Below are 17,286 nucleotides of genomic sequence, written 5' to 3'. Positions count from 1 at the left end.
CCCCGCGCTTCCCCCCCCCCCCGGCCCCGGCCCCGTCCCCGTCGATCTAGGGCGAATCGCTGGCCGGGGAGATCAATTCACGGTGGTTTTCCCTAGATCGACGGGGTCGGCGGGGGCGGTTCAGGCGACGGAGAAGGTCAGGGTGCAGCTGTAGACACCGGCCACGGTCGCCAGGGGTATCTGGACGGTGACGACGGGATCCCAGGTGGCCGAGCTGGTGCCGCGGCCGCCGGTGTAGGTGAACGCGGTGCGTTGCAGGTCGAGGGTCTGAGCGTCCTGTGCGGTGGGTTGGCCCGAGGTGAAGGTGCCGTCCCCGATGGTCGAGGTGGCCGGCCCCGACCAGTACGAGGCGTTGCTCCGGCCCACGGTCCGGACCGGGCTGCCGCTGGTGACGAAGTCCGTCGCGACCACCGTCGCGATCCAGTTCGCGTCCTCGATTCCGCGCCGGTCCTCCACCGTCACCGGCCCGAGCTGGGCGGAGACCGTACCGCCGGGGGCGGCGCCGCCGAGGTCGGCCGCCGTTGGTGCGCTGATCGACAGCTCCCTCGGTTGGGCGCAGGTCGACCGGGTGATCGTGTCGGTGTCCATGGTGACCGCACCGTTGAGCGCCAACGTCCGGCCGTCGACCAGCAGCCCGGCGCCGACGGTGATCGAGGTGAAGGCGAGGACGTCCCCGCGCAGGATGGAGTTGGCGCCGAACGTGGCCGAGCTGCCGACCTGCCAGAAGACATTGCACGACTGGGCGCCGTTGATCAGGTTCACGACGCTGTCGGCGGCGGTGATGAACGTGGAGGTGGCCTTGAAGATGAAGACGGCGTTCGGGTCGCCCTCGGCGTCGAGGGTCACCGTGCCGGTGATCCCGAAGGTGCCGTTGACGGAGCCGTACACGCCGGTGGTCACGGTGGTTCCGCCGAGGCCACCGGAGATGATGTCCGTGGTCGGCCGCGCGGCGACGTTGTTGTAGGCGACTGCCAGGTCAGCCTTGGCCTGCACGGCGGGGCCGTCGTTCGAGTGGATCGCGCCGTTGATCTGCCCTGGGGGAAAGCCGGTCACGGCCGTGCCGGGGCTCACTCCGATGTCGCCGGTGATCACGGACAGGCCGGTGCTCGTCACCGTCGTGCCGGCGAGGACCGCGAAGTCGGCGGCGGTGCCCAGTGGCACCGTCACGGTCTCGGCCCGCGCGCTCTGCGGTGCGGCCACGTCAATCAGCACAGTGGTCGCAGCGATCAGGAGCAACACGGCGGCGAACCGGCCCATCGCGGGAAGCGTGCGACGGGTGATCGCCGGGCCGGGACTCGCCATAGGTCCTCCTCGCGTCGTCGACGTGCCGAGGAATCGGACATTACCTCCTTTCTCGACCGCAAACTCCCGATCGCGGTTCTGGTGGCGATCGCCCGGCGCGGGCTAGGGGGTCTGCTCCTTGCGGGCCTGGTCGGCCAGGTGGGCGGGCAGGGGATCGTGGCGGACGAAGTGGCGGCGGAAGGTGCCGGTGCCGGCGGTCATCGAGCGCAGCTCGACGGCGTAGCGGAGCAGTTCGCTGGCCGGGACCTCGGCGCGGACCAGGGTGCGGCCCTCGGCGTCCTCGTCCGGTTCGGTGCCCAGCACCCGGCCGCGCCGGCCGGACAGGTCGCCCATCACGGCGCCCACCGAACCGTCCGGAACCCGCACGGTGATCTCGTCGATCGGCTCCAGCAGCGCCGGCTGGCCCCGCTCGGCGGCGTCGCGCAGCGCCAGCGCGCCGGCGGTCTGGAAGGCCGCGTCGGAGGAGTCGACGCTGTGCGACTTCCCGTCGACCAGGGTCACCCGCAGGTCGACCACCGGGTGGCCGGCGACCAGGCCGCGCTCCAGTTGGGCGCGGACGCCCTTCTCGACCGACGGGATGTAGTTGTGGGGCACCGCGCCCCCGACGACCCGGTCGACGAACTCGAAGCCGCCGCCGCGGGGCAGCGGCTCGACCTCGATGTCGCAGACCGCGTACTGGCCGTGGCCGCCGGACTGCTTGACGTGCCGGCCGTGCCCGGTCGCCGGCACGGTCAACGTTTCGCGGAGCGACACCCGGACCGGCTCGGTGTCCAGCTCCACGCCACCGGCGCGCAGCCGGTCGAGCACCACGTCCGCGTGCGCCTCACCCATGCACCAGAGCACCAACTGGTGCGTCTCGGGGTTGCGCTCCAACCGCAACGTGGGGTCGCCGGCGACCAGCCGGGCCAGGTTGCGGGCCAGCGCGTCCTCGTCGGCCCGGCTGCGGGCGACGATCGCCACCGGCAGCAGCGGTTCGGGCATCTCCCACGGTGCGATCAGCAGCGGGTCGCTCTTGGCGGAGACGGTGTCACCGGTCTCCGCGCTGCCCGACTTGGTGATCGCGCAGATGTCGCCGGCCACGCAGAGCGACACCTCGCGCAGGGCGCTGCCCAGCGGCGTGAAGATGTGCCCGACCCGCTCGTCGGCGTCGTGGTCGGGGTGCCCGCGTTCGGCCAGGCCGTGCCCGGAGACGTGCACGATCTGCTCGGGACGCAGCGTGCCGGAGAAGACCCGGACCAGCGAGACCCGCCCGACGTGCCGGTCGACGGTGGTCTTGACCACCTCGGCGACCAACGGTCCGTCCGGGTCGCAGGTCAGCGGCGGACGCGGCGAGCCGTCCACTCCGGCCACGGGCGGCAACTCGTGCTCCAGCGGCGACGGGAACGCGGCGGTCAGCACCTCCAGCAGCGCGTCCAGCCCGACCCCGGTCTCCGCGCAGACCGGCACCACCGGATAGAAGTGGCCTCGGGCGACCGCCTTCTCCAGATCCTCGATGAGCACTTCGGTGCCGATCTCCTCGCCGCCGAGGTAACGGTCCATGAGCGACTCGTCCTCGCTCTCGGCGATGATCCCTTCGATCAGCTCGTTGCGGGACTCGGCGATGGCCGGCTGGTGTTGCGGGTCGGGTTCGCGGACGTCGGCGGGCAGCCCGGCGGTGTAGTCGAAGACCCGGCGGGTGATCAGGCCGAGCAGGCCGGCGGTGGACACTCCGTCGTCGCCGAGCATCGGCAGGTAGAGAGGCATCACGTTGTCGCCGAAGACCCGCTGACAGAGCGCCACAGCCTCGTCGAAGTCGGCGCGGGGCTGGTCCAGGCGGGCCACCGCGACCGCGCGCGGCATGTCGACCGCCGCGCACTCCTCCCACAGCGCCACGGTCGCCGCGTCCATCCCGCCGGCCGCGGAGACCACGAACAGCGCGGCGTCGGCGGCCCGCAGCCCGGCGCGCAGTTCGCCGACGAAGTCGGCGTACCCCGGGGTGTCCAACAGGTTGACCTTGATGCCGTCGTGCAGGAGCGGCGCGCAGGACAGGCTGACCGAGCGCTGCTGGCGTACGGCTGCGGGGTCATGGTCGCCGACCGTGCTGCCGTCGACCACACTGCCGGCCCGACCGATCGTGCCGGTCGCCGCGAGCAGCGCCTCGACCAGGGTCGTCTTGCCCGCTCCGGAGTGCCCGACGAGCACCACGTTGCGAACCCGCTCGGGCTCGGTCACCACCGGCGTGCCGCCGGTGGAACCCTTCTCTTGACTCTTCTGCGCCATGGGGCGCACCTCCCTCAGCCGGTGGTGGTGGCGACCGCCGCGCGACGGGATGCGGCCCGGGGCGAGTGCGTGGCGATATCCTCCGGTGGTCTGCTGCACAGCGAGAACGGGACGGGCAGACGGGTGAGCTGGCTCACCTCCCGGCTCGATCTCACACCCGATACGGGATAGGCACAAGCCTGCCCTGGGCGGGTCGATGGACCCGGCCGTATCGCCGGACCTGGGCGGACCGTTATCGTGGGGACCGCCATGGCGAAGATCTTCCAAGTGTCGGCCCGCGCGGGGATGACCCGCGTCGTCGAGCCGATTGCCCGCGCCCTGCTGCGCGCGGGCGTCACCCCCAATGCCGTCACCGTGACGGGCACCCTCGGTGTGCTCGTTGGCGCACTCGGCTTCGGTGCCCGCGGCCATCTGGTCGCGGGCGCGTTGATCGTCACCTTTTTCGCGCTCACGGACCTGCTCGACGGGACGATGGCCCGGATCAGCGGCGGGTCCACCCGGTTCGGCGCGTTCCTCGACTCGAGCATGGACCGGGTCGCCGACAGTGCCGTCTTCGGTGCGGTCGCGTACTGGTTGGCCACCCAGGGCGACCACTCCGGGGTGGCCGCCGCGCTGGTCTGCCTGGCTGCCGGCAGCCTGGTCTCCTACGTGAAGGCCCGCGCCGAGGGGCTGGGCATGACCGCCAACGTGGGCATCGCCGAGCGCACCGAGCGGCTGCTGATCGTCGGGGTCGGCGGGATCCTCACCGGCCTCAACGTCGACCCGGCGCTGGAGATCTCGCTCTGGCTGCTCGCCGCGGTGTCGATCTTCACGGTGGGGCAGCGGATGACGCACGTCTACCGCCAGGCCCGCCAGCTCCAGCCGGACGGCCAGGGGTGACCGCGGCCGACGCGGCGGCGACGCGCCGCCGGACGACCGGCGGCCCGGCCGCGTGAACCTCACCGAGCTGGGCTACGTCGCCGGCTGGCGGGTGCTCCGCGCGCTGCCCCGGTCGCTGGTGGCCGCGGCGTTCCAGGCGGGCGCGGACCGCGCGCACCGCCAGGGCGGCGGGGGTACGGCCCGACTGCGCGCGAACCTGCGCCGGGTGGTCGGCCCGGAGCTGCCCGAGCCCGAGCTGGACGAGCTGGTCAAGCGCGGCCTGCGGTCGTACGCCCGGTACTGGATGGAGGCGTTCCTGCTGCCCGCGCTGAGCCGGGAGCAGATCCTGGCCGGGTTCCGGCTCGACGGCGCCGAGCTGCTCGCCGCCGACGTGGCCGCCGGCCGGGGCGCGGTGGTGGCGCTGCCGCACGCCGGTAACTGGGACGCCGCGGGCGCGTGGGTGGCGGCCTCCGGCTGGCCGATCACCACGGTCGCCGAGCGGCTCAGGGAGGGCGTCTACGAGCGGTTCGTGGCCTTCCGGGAGAGCCTGGGCATGGAGATCCTGCCCAACCGTGGCGGGCCCCGACCCGCGTTCGACGTGCTGCTGGAGCGGTTGCGCGCCGGCGCGGTGGTGCCGCTGCTGGCGGACCGGGACCTCTCCGCCCGCGGGGTCGAGGTGGACTTCTTCGGCGGCCGGACCAGGATGCCGGCCGGGCCGGCACTGCTCGCGCTGCACACCGGCGCACCCCTCTACGTGGCCTCACTCTGGTATGAACCGGGCACGGCGCACGCCGCACTCGACGGCCCACTGCCGGTGCCGGGGCCCGAGGAGGGGTCCCTGGACCAGCGGGTCCGGGCGTTGACCCAGCTCATCGCCGACCGCCTGGCGGCGGGTATCGCCCGGCATCCGGAAGACTGGCACATGTTGCAGCGAATGTGGCTGGACCAGCGGTCAGCGGGGGACGGCTCGGCGCTGCCCTCGCCGACCACGGGCCAGGCCTGAGGGGGTGGGGGCACGGTGAGCGCGAGGAGTGCAGCGCAGCGGAGCCCCGCAGCCGCGAACGAGGGGCACTGACACATGCGGATCGGCATCGTGTGCCCGTACTCGTTCGACGTTCCGGGCGGCGTACAGAACCACGTGATGGACCTCGCCGAGGCGCTGATCGCGCTGGGGCACCAGGTCAGCGTGCTCGCGCCGGCCGACGAGGACTCGCCCCTGCCGGCGTACGTGGTGTCGGCCGGCCGGGCCGTACCGCTGCCGTACAACGGGTCGGTGGCCCGGATCGCGTTCGGCCCGGTGTCCACGGCGCGGGTCCGGCGTTGGATCACCAACGGTGACTTCGACGTGCTGCACGTCCACGAGCCGCTCACCCTGAGCCTGTCGCTGCTGGCGGTGCTGTCCGCCCGCGGCCCGGTGGTGGCCACCTTCCACACCGCGATGACCCGTTCGCGGGTGCTGGCCGCCGCGCAGGGCGTACTCCAGATCGTGCTGGAGCGGATCACCGCCCGGATCGCGGTGAGCGCGCTGGCCCGTAAGGTGCAGGTCGAGCACATGGACGGCGGCGCGGTGGAGATCCCCAACGGGGTCGCGGTGGCCAAGTTCGCCGACGCGCAGGCGTTGCCGGGCTGGCCGGGGGAGTGCGGGCCGGGCACCGGCGGCACGGTGGGTTTCCTGGGCCGGTTCACCGAGGCGCGCAAGGGCTTCCCGGTGCTGCGGGACGCCTTCGTGGAGCTGGCCGCCACCCGTCCCGGGCTGCGGCTGCTGGTCGCCGGTCCGGGCGACGCCGACGACCTGTACGACCAGTTCCCGGCCGCGCTGCATGATCAGGTGACGTTCCTCGGCCTGGTGTCCGAGCCGGACAAGGCACGGATGCTGCGCAGCGTGCATCTCTACGTGGCACCGAACACCGGCGGTGAGTCGTTCGGCATGATCCTCACCGAGGCCTTGGCGGCCGGCACCGCGGTGGTCGCGAGCGACCTGGACGCGTTCCGGCGGGTGCTGGACGGCGGGCGCGCCGGGCGGCTCTTTCCCACCGGTGACCCGGCGGGGCTGCGCAAGGCGCTGACCGAGCTGCTGGACGACCCGGCCGGCCGGGTCGCGCTCAGCGCCTGCGGCGATCAGGTGGTGGCGAATTTCGATTGGCCGACGGTTGCCCGCCGCGTTCTGGAGGTCTACGCAGCGGCGATCGAGGCGACGGACGGGCGGGTCATCGACCAGGAGTGGGTGGAGCTCAGCTGATGTGGTGGGTGGTGGCCGCGAGTGTGGTCGTGGGGCTGGTCGCGGCATACCTCGTCTGGACCGCCGGCCGGGTCGAGCGGCTGCAGGGCCGCGCGGAGCTGGCGGCCCGGGCCCTCGATGCCCACCTGTTGCGCCGGGCGGCGGCCGCCGCGGTGCTGGCCGAGCGGCGCTTCGGTGTCGAGCTGTACGCGGCGGCCCGGATCGCCCTGGACGCCAGCCCGGACGAGCGGGAGGCGGCGGAGAACGACCTGACCCGGCAGCTCCGCACGGTGCAGTTGGACCCGGCCGATCCGGACTGCGCGGCGGTGATCGCCGCCAGCCGCCGCCTCGCGTTGTCCCGGCAGGTCCACACCGATCTGGTCCGCGACGCACGCTCGGTACGCGGGAGGCGGATGGTGCGGCTGTTGCGGATGGGGCGGGGCCGCGAGGTGCCGCGCTACTTCGACATCGACGACCCGACCGTGGCCGTGCCCGCGGACGTGCCCGCCGGTTGACGCGTGGCGTCCGCCGCGGGGCCGGAGGGCCCGCCCGTGGGCGGTGATGACGGCCACAACGCAGGCCACCGGGGGTCTGATTGGCTGTCGGAACGGCGTTGACCCCGGCGTAGCATTTTCGCTGCCACCCCCAGAGCACGTCCAAGGAGCGATGACCCGTGTCTGAAAACACCGCCCCGACCACCGGTACCACCCCCGTCGTCGGCACCGCCCGCGTCAAGCGCGGCATGGCCGAGATGCTCAAGGGCGGCGTGATCATGGATGTGGTCAACGCCGAGCAGGCCAAGATCGCTGAGGACGCCGGCGCCGTCGCGGTGATGGCCCTGGAGCGGGTGCCCGCCGACATCCGCGCGCAGGGCGGCGTGTCCCGGATGAGCGACCCCGACATGATCGACGGGATCATCGACGCGGTCTCCATCCCGGTGATGGCCAAGGCCCGCATCGGTCACTTCGTGGAGGCGCAGATCCTCCAGTCGCTCGGCGTGGACTACGTCGACGAGTCCGAGGTGCTGACCCCGGCCGACTACGCCAACCACATCGACAAGTGGGCCTTCACGGTCCCCTTCGTCTGCGGTGCGACCAACCTGGGCGAGGCGCTGCGTCGGATCACCGAGGGCGCCGCGATGATCCGCTCCAAGGGCGAGGCCGGCACCGGTGACGTCTCCAACGCCACCACCCACATGCGCAAGATCCGGCAGGAGATCCGCCGGCTCTCCTCGCTGCCCACCGACGAGCTGTACGTCGCGGCCAAGGAGCTCCAGGCCCCGTACGAGCTGGTCAAGGAGGTCGCCGAGAGCGGCAAGCTGCCGGTGGTGCTGTTCACCGCCGGTGGGATCGCCACCCCGGCCGACGCCGCGATGATGATGCAGCTCGGCGCCGAGGGCGTCTTCGTCGGCTCCGGCATCTTCAAGGCCGGCAACCCGGCGCAGCGGGCCGCCGCGATCGTCAAGGCCACCACCTTCCACGACGACCCCGACGTGCTGGCCAAGGTCTCCCGTGGCCTCGGCGAGGCGATGGTCGGCATCAACGTCGACGAGATCCCGCAGCCGCACCGGCTGGCCGAGCGGGGTTGGTGACGATGAGCGGGCCCACCATCGGTGTGCTCGCGCTACAGGGGGACGTCCGCGAGCACGTCACGGCCCTGGCCGCGGCGGGCGCGGACGCCCGCCCGGTCCGCCGTCCGGCGGAGCTGGACGCGGTCGACGGGCTGGTCATCCCCGGGGGCGAGTCCACCACCATCAGCAAGCTCACCGACATCTTCGAGTTGCGCGACCCGATCGACAAGCGGATCGCCGACGGGATGCCGGTCTACGGGTCCTGCGCCGGCATGATCATGCTGGCCACCGAGGTCCTGGACGGCCGACCCGACCAGCGCGGCTTTGCCGGCATCGAGATGACGGTGCGACGCAACGCGTTCGGTCGGCAGGTCGACTCGTTCGAGGCGCCGGTCGAGATCACCGGGGTGCCGGGCGAGCCGTTCCACGCGGTCTTCATCCGCGCGCCGTGGGTCGAGCGGGTCGGGGCGGGCGTCGAGGTGCTCGGCACGGTGACCGAGGGCCCGGCGGCCGGTCGGATCGTGGCGGTGCGGCAGGGCAACCTCCTGGCCACCTCGTTCCACCCCGAGCTGACCGGCGACCTGCGCCTGCACGCGTACTTCGTGGAGCTGGTGCGGGCCGCCTGAGCGCCGCGCCGGCAGCTCGGCGGGTGCCGGGTGTGACATGCCGGGGTGCGACCTCGGTAGGATTGCCGCGGTCCGGCAGGGCCGTCGCCCGGCGCGGCATTCCCGCGCGGAGCTGACCGGCCGCCGGATCGGCGGATGCGGCGCGCAAGATATCGGTGCGGCAGTCGACGCAGGCGTGGATTGACAGACGGAGGTAACAGATGTCCGGCCACTCAAAGTGGGCGACCACCAAGCACAAGAAGGCCGTCATCGACGCCAAGCGCGGCAAGATGTTCGCCAAGCTGATCAAGAACGTCGAGGTGGCCGCCCGTATCGGCGGCGGCGACCCCGCTGGTAACCCGACGCTCTTCGACGCCATCCAGAAGGCCAAGAAGAACTCGGTCCCGAACGACAACATCGACCGCGCGGTCAAGCGCGGCTCCGGCCTCGAGGCCGGCGGCGCCGACTGGCAGACGATCATGTATGAGGGGTACGGCCCCAGCGGCGTGGCGATGCTGATCGAGTGCCTCACCGACAACCGCAACCGGGCCGCCACCGAGGTGCGCACCGCGCTGACCCGCAACGGCGGTTCGCTCGCTGACGCCGGCTCGGTGTCGTACATGTTCTCCCGCAAGGGTGTGGTGATCGTGCCCAAGGCCGACACCAGCGAGGACGACGTCATGATGGCGGTCCTCGATGCCGGTGCCGAGGAGGTCAACGACCTCGGTGAGGCGTTCGAGGTGGTCTCCGAGCCGACCGATCTGATCCCGGTCCGCACCGCGCTGCAGGACGCCGGCATCGAGTACGAGTCGGCCGAGTCGTCGCTGATCCCGAGCGTCAACGTCCCGCTGGACGAAGAGGGCGCCCGCAAGATCTTCAAGCTGATCGACGTCCTGGAGGACTGCGACGACGTGCAGAACGTCTACGCGAACTTCGACGTGAGCGACGACGTAATGGCCGCAGTCGACGCCTAACCGCCCACCCTCACCCCACCCCACCCCACCCCGACCCCACCCCACCCGGACCCCACCCCACCCGGACGCGATCTTGCACTTTCTGCCTCGACGAAACCGGCGATAGCCGGCATATCGCCGACACCAAGTGCAAGATCGCGATGTCGGGCGGTCTCCGCTGACGGAAAGTGTCCACGATTCGGGCTCGGTGGAGCGCGAGAGTGACGGGAGCCGACGGGGCGCGGCGTATCACGGGCCCTTACGCTTCCGGTGGAGCGAGGGAGAGGTCAGGGCATGGCAGAGACAGCGCATCGGTACGCGCCCGGCGACGTGGTCGTCCGGCGCGAGATCCTGCTCGGTGAGGTCTGGTTCGGCTTCCCGACGATCTGCGTCGCGGACACGCCCGATCTGCTCGCGCTCTACATCCCGCCGGGGGCCGAGTTCGGCTTCCCGGAGTCCGGCACCTTCCCGTGCGGCCGGCACCCCTGGGAGGCCGCCGGACACCGCGCGTGGCACGGGCACGGCAAGCTGATGCTGCACCGCCCCGGCGAGGCGCACTCGATCGACGTGTTCTGGACGGGGCCGGAGCGCGACTTCGCCGGCTGGTACTTCAACCTCCAGGACCCGCTGCGGCGTACCCCGATCGGGGTGGACACCCTCGACCACGAGCTGGACCTGTGGTGGGGCGCGGACGCCGACCGGTACGTCTGGAAGGACGTGGAGATCTTCGCCGAGCGCCTCGTCGAGGGCCGCTACCCGGGGATGGCGGACGCCATCCAGGGCGAGGGTGACCGGATCGCCGCCCTGCTCGACGCGGGTGAGCGCTGGTGGGACCCGGCGTGGGCGTCGTGGCAGCCCGACCCGGCGTGGTCGGCGCCCCGGCTGCCCGCCGGCTGGGAGGCCGTGCCGACCGCGGGCTGGGACGCCGCCGTGCCGGCCGCCCGTTGACGACGAACGGTCGACCGCCGCACCGCGCGGACCGTCAGCGAGTGGGTAGTTGATCGATCAGGAACACCTGGTCGGCGTCGCTGGTGCAGGGTTCGGCCACCGCCTCGGCCAAGGCCTCGGTGGCATCATCGCGGATGCCGATGCACAGATCCATGCGGGCCGGCCGGAGGCGGTACGCCCCGGGTACCGATCCGGTCGGTTCGAAGCGGAACAGGTGGGTCGGCCCGTCCGTCACGCATTTCTCCCAACTGAAGGGCTCGATCAGGTGCCGGCCGGGACTCTCGTCGCGGACGGTGAGGCAGCCCGCCCCCTCCACCGGGTGATCCCACTTGATGAAGAACAGACCGCCTGTCACGGGCACCAACGACGTGTCCGGCGGGGTGGCCTCGGCGCAGGGGCGCTGAACCGCCACCGCGCTCGCATACTGCTCGGTGCGGTCACGTCCCTCGGTGAGACACAGTTGTGGGGCGCGGGCGGGCCGGATCTGGCTCCGACCGCCCTTCGGCACGGCCGACGGGTCCGCCGGGGGGGACGAGGGGCCGGGGTTGCCGGTCGGCGTGACGGGAGAGCTGCCGCCAGGGGGGTCACGGCGGTCGGCCGCCGTCCGTTGCTCGTCGACGTGCCGGTACCAGGCGCCTCCGCCGAGCAGCGCCAGTAGCGCCGCGACGAGCAGCGCCAGCGGTACGGGGTTGGGCCACCAGCGCCGACGCGCAGCCTCAGACCCCGCCACCGCCGGGATCGGGTCGGCCGAGGTGGTGCCGTCCGGCGTCGTGGCGGCGTATGCGCCAGCGGCGAGGCGGTCCCGCGCGCGTAGCCACACCTCGACCTGATCCCCTGCGCCACAGGCCCGGACGAACGCCGCCAGGACCTCCGGCCGTGGCAGGGACGACCGGCGCAGAACGTCCGCGGCGGTGCTGCGGGCCAACACGTCGCCGGCCGCTGCGGCACGCTCTTCCAACTGCCGGAAGGTGAGGCGGGAGCGGTCCTTCAGTCGCCGTAGCAGGTCGACAAACTCGGCCGGATCGTCAGCCTCGTCCGGCCGTAGCTCCCGCGTGTCCATCGCCCGATTCTCCAGACACCGCCCGGCTCCGGGCAAGCGGCCCCCCTCGGACTGTCCGAGATGGTCGGACAGAACCCGGACAAGCCCCGCTGTCCTGCCCGGACACGACTCGGACGCGGTCCGGGCATTGTCTACACCGACCTGCTTATCTAGCGTCATTTCTCGATGGCAGCGCCGCTGACCGGCGTACGGCCGACGAGCATGGACCGGCACCGGTCCGGCCCGGCCACATCGACGACACGGGGAGGTCCGATGGATGTTGCTGCCCGCGATCCGGTGCCGCAGGTGGCCACGGCGGGGGAGTACGTGGTGTTGCTCCGGGACGTACGTCGGCGTTCCGGCCTGACGTACCGGGAAATCTCCCGGAGGGCCTCGGCTGCCGGGCACTGGCTGCCGCCGAGCACCCTCGCCACGATGCTGGGACGGATGACCCTGCCCCGCGAGCGGACCATCGTGGCGCTGCTGGCGGCCTGCGGCACCTCGACGGCCGAGATCGACCGGTGGATCGAGCTGCGGCGCGACATCGAGGCGCGCCTCACCGAGCAGACCCGGTGGAACAACGGCACACCCCTCGTCGACCCGGTCCCGGACGCTGACCGGGCCGCTGACCCGACAACGGCCGCCGACCCGACAACGGCCGCCGACGTGAGTCCGGCCGCGGACCCGAGTACGGCTGGGGACCTGGTTCCGGCCGCCGGCCCGGTCCTGCCGGCTCGGGCACCGGTGGACGTGCGCCGGGTCAGCCCGCCGACGCGTCGGTGGCTTCGGCTCGCGATGCTCGCGCTGCTCGGCACCATGGCGCTCGGGGCGTCCGGGACGTTGCTGCCCAATGTCGCCAAGCCGGCGGGCGATGCGGACGGTTCGTCGACCGACGGGTGCCCGCTCGTCCTGCGCCAGGGGATGTACGGCCCGTGCGTGCTCAACCTCCAGGAACGACTGGTCGCGGGCGGGCTGCACGTACCGGCGGACGGTTGGTTCGGCCCGGAGACGGCAAGCCGGGTGATGGCCTTCCAGGCGTTGGATGGACTGCCCGTCAGTGGCACGGTGGACGGGCGGACGCTCGACGAGCTGGAGGGTGCCTCGGTGGTGCCGGTCGCCTGGCCGGAGCAGAAGCTCAGCAAGACCCTGCGGGCGACCTTCCCGGAGGATCCGGCCGGGACGGTTCGGCTGGTGCGGTGCCTGTCCGGGCTGGATCCGTACCGCGTGGAGGTCCTCGCGGACGGTTCGCGGCGTTGGGGGCTGTTCCAGTTCAGCGACATGGAGCTGACGCGGCTCGGCGTCGACCGCCGGACCGCGCTGGACCCGGGGTGGAGCATCGCGGCGGCACGGGACGTCTGGTCGCGTACCGGCGACTTCGGTCACCGGCGCTGCCCACCGTCACCCTGACGCGTGCCGCTCCCCGTCCGGTCCGAGGACCGGACGGGGAGCGCCCCCCCCGTTACACCGGCAGACGACTCACGGTCGCAGCCGGTTGGCAAAGACGTAGGCACCGACGGACCGACCGGTGGCGAGCCCGGCGTCCGCGTCGAACCGGTAGTGCACGCCGAGGTAGATCCGGCTCATCGCGTTCTCGTCGGCGGCGTGGTCGAAGCCGCTCATGTGCCGGACCACCCCCACCGCGTGCGGGTCGTCGGTGGTGGCGTCGAACCCGATCGCGTCGGTGCCGAAGAACCGCTGCATCACCGCCGCCCACGCCCCGGCGAAGGTGGCGTGTCCGGAGATGTAGGCCGGGAAGGCCGGGGTGTACGCCACGCCGTTGCGGTCCTGCGACAGCGGCTGCCAGCCGGAACCGAACATCGCCTCGATCGCGGTCACCGGCCGCCACAGGTCGATCCCGGTGTCGTACTTGGCGTCCCAGGCGGCGATGGCGGCGTCGGCGAGGGCGAGGGCAACCAGCCCGAAGAGTCGGGCGTTGGCCAGAATGCCGAGCTGCCGCTGCTCCGAGACGATCCGGGTGTGCGTGAAGAGCTGGCCCGGCGGCTTGTACGTGCCGGCCAGGTCGTTGGCCCAGAAGAACGCGATCTGCGTCTGGTCGTCGGTGCGCAGCGGCGACGACATGCCGCCGTGGTCGCGAAGCTCCTGGACCTGGTCGCGGTACTCCTGCTTGCCGAGCAGATCGGCGTAGTCGACGGCGTTGGCCGGCAGACCGGGCCGGAACTGCCGACCGGAGGTCAACGCGAACGGGGTGACCCGGCCCCAGTTCGGGCTGACCGCCGCCTTACCGTTGGTCGGCCGCCACGAACCCGGTACCCCGTCCAGCTGGTACGGCGTGTTGTCGCCGGAGCCGTCGTTGACCCGGGCCTGGAGGTTGGCGGTGGCGGCCGCGGCGCCGACCGTGTCACCCCGGGCGGCCTCGGCGGCGTTCACGCCGGACGGCCGACGACCGACGGCCGTGTTGAACGCCGCGGTGTAGGACCGGCCCTGCGGGCCGTACAGGGCGGTCAGCACGTCGTACGCCGCCCGGTCGATGGCCGCGTGCAGGGACGGCGCCACGACGTTGTCCATCGTGCCCGGGTAGCTGACCGGCACCCGCACCCGGTACGGGTTGCCGACACCGGTGACCGAGACCGCCGCGTCGTGCATCGCCGCGTGCAGGATGGCCGCCTCCCGGGACGAGGAGGTGGGTGGCAGGTCCAGTGCCTTGTAGGTGTCCAGCAGGACGCCGTTCCAGTACAGGATCGGGTCGGTGGCCGGGTCGTTCGCCAACGGGGTGAGCGAGATGTTGTCCAGCCGGACCGTCGAGGCGGCGTGCGCGCCGAGGTGGAACAGGAGCACCGCCTGCGGGTCCCCGAAGGGTGACGCGAAGTCGAAGGTGAACCGGCGCATCGTCGAGGTGAGCCCGACCGTCTGGTCGACCGCCGAGGTGAAGGGCGTGTCCGCCCGGGAGACCGAGACGCGCAGGGTGCGGCTCAGGTCGGCCGAGGCGTCGAACTGCAGACGGTACGGCTGGCCGGCCGTCACCCCGAACTCGAAGTGACCGACCAGGTCGTCCCAGGTGGGCTTGCTGGCCGGTCCGGCGGTGCGGATGCGCAACTGACCGGCGTTGACCGTCGTGCTGGTCGCGGCGAGCCGGGTCCACCAGGGCGCGGTGCTGCCGTTGTCGAACGTCCCGTTGAGGATCAGGTTGCCCGCGGGGGCGGCGGAGGCCGATTGTGCGCGGGACACGGCTGGCAGGGTGATCGCGAGCACGATCGCGAGCAGCGCGGTGAGCAGGTGCCGCAGCCGCCGGGAGTAGTCGTAGTGCCGCAGGCCGAGCGTTGGGGCCATGGCGAGCCTTTCCGATCCGGGGACGGCGACGACGCTGGTCGTTGCCGTGAGGTTCGGCTCACCGTAGGAGCGTTCGCCCTGTTCGCGGCCACCGAACAGACGTGCGGGCCGGTTCCGTACAGGGGGTGGACGGCAGTGGGAGCCGGTGTCCGTTCAGGACACCGGCGCCCAGGTGAGCCGATCACGGGTCAGCCGATGGACTCCCGGTCCCTCCAGGCGGTGCGCAGCGAGGTCCGGCCGTTGGTGCGCAGCAGTGACCCCTCGTAGATCCGCGCGCCGCCGACCAGGAACGCGCCGGCGCTGACCAGCAGCAGAACCAGCGAGACGAACGGCTCCCACCCGGCCGCGTCTCCGGTGAACAACCGCAGCGGCATCGCGGTCGGTGACGAGAAGGGCAGGTAGGACAGCACCCGCATGGCGTCGGCGTTGTCATTGAGGAAGATGACCGCGAAGAACGGCAGCATCACCGCGAGCTGCACCGGCGTCGACACCCCGGCGATGTCCTCCTGCCGGTTGACCAACGCGCCGGCCGCCGCCCACATCGCGGCCAGCAGCACGAAGCCGAGCAGGAAGAACGGCACGAACCAGCCGATCGCCGGGGCGAGCAGGGTGAGCAGATCGCCGCTGTCCCCGAACTGCATGCCGATCACCGCCACCACCGCGATCAGCGCGATCTGGCCCAGCGCCAGCAGGGCCCCGGCCACCACCTTGCCGGCCAGCAGCGCCCGGACCGGCACGGCGGCGACCAGGATCTCCACGATCCGGGTCTGCTTCTCCTCGGTGACGCTCTGCGCGATCTGCACGCCGAACGTCTGTGAGGTGATGAAGAAGACGAACGCGAAGACGAAGGGCACCAGGAACGCCACCACCGGGTCGACCGCGTCCGGGTCCAGCAGCCGCACCGGCGGCGCGGTGCTCAGCGCCCGCACCACGTCGTCGGGGGCCTCGTCCATGGCGAGCACCGCCGGCCCGGCGACGACCGCCGCGTCCACGTCGCCGTCGCGGACGGCCTGTTCGGCGGCCCGGTCGTCGGGCACGACACGGACGTCGAGGCCGGCGGCCCGCAGCGGCCCGGCGGCGTCCTGGGTGACCGCGACGCTGTCCGGCCCGCCGGAGAGCAGGGGCGGCAGGATCGTGCCCAACGCGGCGATCAGCAGGAAGAAGAGGGTTCCGAACAGGAACGTGCGGTCGCGCAGCTTGACCCGGATCTCGCGGGCGGCGACCAGCCGGGTGGCCTGGGTGACGTTCACTGGGTGACCTCTCGGAAGATCTCGGTGAGCGAGGGGCGGACCGGACGGAAGGCGCGGACCGGGCCGCGGGCCAGGGCGGCGTGCAGCACGGGTTGTTCGTCGGCGTCGGGTGCCAGGTCGAACACGGCCCGAGCACCGTCCAGGTCGACCAGCGTCACCCCGGGCTCGTCGCGCAGCCAGCCGGCGTCGGTCGCGACCACCAGCTCGAACCGGGGCACGGTGTACGTGTCGCGCAGTTGCTGCCGGCTGCCGGCGGCCCGGATCACCCCGTCCGCGATGATCACGAGGTCGTCGCAGAGCCGCTCCACGACGTCGAGCTGGTGGCTGGAGAAGAGCACCGGCACCCCGGCGGCGGCCCGTTCCCGCAGCACGGCGACGACCGTGTCCACGGCCAACGGATCCAGGCCGGAGAACGGCTCGTCGAGCACGAGCACCTCCGGGTCGTGCACCAGCGCGGCGGCGATCTGGGCCCGCTGCTGGTTGCCCAGCGACAGCGTCTCCAGCAGGTCGTTGCCGCGCTCGGCGAGCCCGACCCGTTCCAGCAGGGTGTCGGTGGCCCGCCGGGCCGCCGACACGTCCAGGCCGTGCAGCCGACCCAGGTACGTCACCTGCTCCCGGACGGACATCTTGGGGTAGAGGCCGCGCTCCTCCGGCATGTAGCCGAAGCGCCGCCGGTCCTGCCGGGTCAACGGCGCGCCGCCCCAGTTAACCTCGCCGGCGTCCGGGGCGAGTACGCCCAAGATGATCCGCATGGTGGTGGTCTTGCCGGCGCCGTTGGCGCCCACGAAGCCGGTCATCCGGCCGGCAGCCACCTCAAAGGACACGTTGTTGAGTACCTGGCGGTCGCCGAAGCTGCGGTCGACGCCCTCCAGGCGCAGCGTTCTGGTCACGAATCCACGCTAGCGAGGCGGGTGGATCCCCTGGAGTCAGGGTGGTGGGGGGGGGCGGGGGGCCGGGGGGGCGGGCGGGCGGGGGGGCGCCGGGGCGGAGGGCGGC

At 72.3% G+C, this 17,286-nt stretch carries 15 protein-coding genes; 9 read left to right on the top strand and 6 right to left on the bottom strand.

Annotated elements, in window-relative coordinates; all coding sequences use genetic code 11:
• Window positions 1-120: 120 nt before the first annotated feature.
• The gene (locus tag V6V47_RS30740) at window positions 121-1,302 is read right to left on the bottom strand and encodes an ice-binding family protein (RefSeq protein ID WP_334632024.1); all 1,182 of its coding nucleotides are present in this window, start codon (window positions 1,300-1,302) and stop codon (window positions 121-123) included.
• Window positions 1,303-1,404: 102 nt separating this feature from the next.
• Window positions 1,405-3,561, bottom strand: coding sequence for an elongation factor G-like protein EF-G2 (locus V6V47_RS30735; RefSeq protein WP_334632023.1), 2,157 nt, complete (start codon window positions 3,559-3,561; stop codon window positions 1,405-1,407).
• Between the two features lie 249 nt (window positions 3,562-3,810).
• Between V6V47_RS30735 and pgsA the strand changes: the two genes are divergently transcribed.
• The 8 genes from pgsA (at window position 3,811) to V6V47_RS30695 (ending at window position 10,713) form a co-directional block, all read left to right on the top strand.
• On the top strand, window positions 3,811-4,440 hold the full coding sequence (pgsA, locus tag V6V47_RS30730; protein WP_334632022.1) for a phosphatidylinositol phosphate synthase: 630 nt from the start codon (window positions 3,811-3,813) through the stop codon (window positions 4,438-4,440).
• Window positions 4,441-4,492: 52 nt separating this feature from the next.
• Window positions 4,493-5,422 carry a phosphatidylinositol mannoside acyltransferase gene (locus V6V47_RS30725; protein WP_334632021.1) on the top strand — a complete coding sequence of 310 codons (930 nt, stop codon included), beginning with the start codon at window positions 4,493-4,495 and terminating at the stop codon, window positions 5,420-5,422.
• A gap of 75 nt (window positions 5,423-5,497) precedes the next feature.
• Complete coding sequence (locus V6V47_RS30720; protein ID WP_334632020.1) at window positions 5,498-6,658, top strand: glycosyltransferase family 4 protein; 1,161 nt, start codon at window positions 5,498-5,500, stop codon at window positions 6,656-6,658.
• Entirely contained in the window at window positions 6,658-7,152 is a 495-nt protein-coding gene (locus V6V47_RS30715) for a hypothetical protein (RefSeq protein ID WP_334632025.1), read from the top strand. Before V6V47_RS30720 ends, V6V47_RS30715 begins: the two co-directional genes overlap by 1 nt.
• A gap of 158 nt (window positions 7,153-7,310) precedes the next feature.
• Window positions 7,311-8,228, top strand: a complete 918-nt coding sequence (pdxS, locus tag V6V47_RS30710) for a pyridoxal 5'-phosphate synthase lyase subunit PdxS (protein ID WP_334632019.1) — start codon at window positions 7,311-7,313, stop codon at window positions 8,226-8,228.
• 2 nt (window positions 8,229-8,230) lie between these two features.
• Window positions 8,231-8,833 carry a pyridoxal 5'-phosphate synthase glutaminase subunit PdxT gene (gene pdxT / locus V6V47_RS30705; RefSeq protein WP_334632018.1) on the top strand — a complete coding sequence of 201 codons (603 nt, stop codon included), beginning with the start codon at window positions 8,231-8,233 and terminating at the stop codon, window positions 8,831-8,833.
• A gap of 200 nt (window positions 8,834-9,033) precedes the next feature.
• Complete coding sequence (locus V6V47_RS30700; protein WP_334632017.1) at window positions 9,034-9,786, top strand: YebC/PmpR family DNA-binding transcriptional regulator; 753 nt, start codon at window positions 9,034-9,036, stop codon at window positions 9,784-9,786.
• 273 nt (window positions 9,787-10,059) lie between these two features.
• Entirely contained in the window at window positions 10,060-10,713 is a 654-nt protein-coding gene (locus tag V6V47_RS30695) for a DUF402 domain-containing protein (protein ID WP_334632016.1), read from the top strand.
• A gap of 34 nt (window positions 10,714-10,747) precedes the next feature.
• Here V6V47_RS30695 and V6V47_RS30690 read toward each other — a convergent pair whose 3' ends face one another.
• Complete coding sequence (locus V6V47_RS30690; RefSeq protein ID WP_334632015.1) at window positions 10,748-11,773, bottom strand: RICIN domain-containing protein; 1,026 nt, start codon at window positions 11,771-11,773, stop codon at window positions 10,748-10,750.
• A 252-nt stretch (window positions 11,774-12,025) separates the two neighbouring features.
• Here V6V47_RS30690 and V6V47_RS30685 point away from each other — a divergent pair, with 252 nt between their 5' ends.
• A complete protein-coding gene (locus V6V47_RS30685) occupies window positions 12,026-13,159 on the top strand; it encodes a peptidoglycan-binding protein (RefSeq protein WP_334632014.1) in 1,134 nt (377 codons plus the stop codon).
• Between the two features lie 69 nt (window positions 13,160-13,228).
• On the opposite strand, the gene V6V47_RS30680 is transcribed toward V6V47_RS30685, so the two are convergent.
• The 3 genes from V6V47_RS30680 to V6V47_RS30670 all read right to left on the bottom strand — a co-directional run bounded on the left by V6V47_RS30680 (window position 13,229) and on the right by V6V47_RS30670 (window position 17,180).
• The gene (locus tag V6V47_RS30680) at window positions 13,229-15,040 is read right to left on the bottom strand and encodes a carbohydrate binding domain-containing protein (protein ID WP_334632013.1); all 1,812 of its coding nucleotides are present in this window, start codon (window positions 15,038-15,040) and stop codon (window positions 13,229-13,231) included.
• A 188-nt stretch (window positions 15,041-15,228) separates the two neighbouring features.
• Complete coding sequence (locus V6V47_RS30675; protein ID WP_334632012.1) at window positions 15,229-16,290, bottom strand: ABC transporter permease; 1,062 nt, start codon at window positions 16,288-16,290, stop codon at window positions 15,229-15,231.
• Entirely contained in the window at window positions 16,287-17,180 is an 894-nt protein-coding gene (locus V6V47_RS30670; protein ID WP_334632010.1) for an ABC transporter ATP-binding protein, read from the bottom strand. The genes V6V47_RS30675 and V6V47_RS30670 overlap by 4 nt, the downstream gene beginning before the upstream one ends.
• Window positions 17,181-17,286 lie beyond the last annotated feature (106 nt).

It is taken from the genome of Micromonospora sp. CPCC 205539 (genome assembly GCF_036906815.1).
Taxonomy (GTDB): domain Bacteria; phylum Actinomycetota; class Actinomycetes; order Mycobacteriales; family Micromonosporaceae; genus Micromonospora.
The sequence above is the reverse complement of the archived record's forward strand: the minus strand, read 5'-3'. Positions and strand labels throughout refer to the sequence as shown.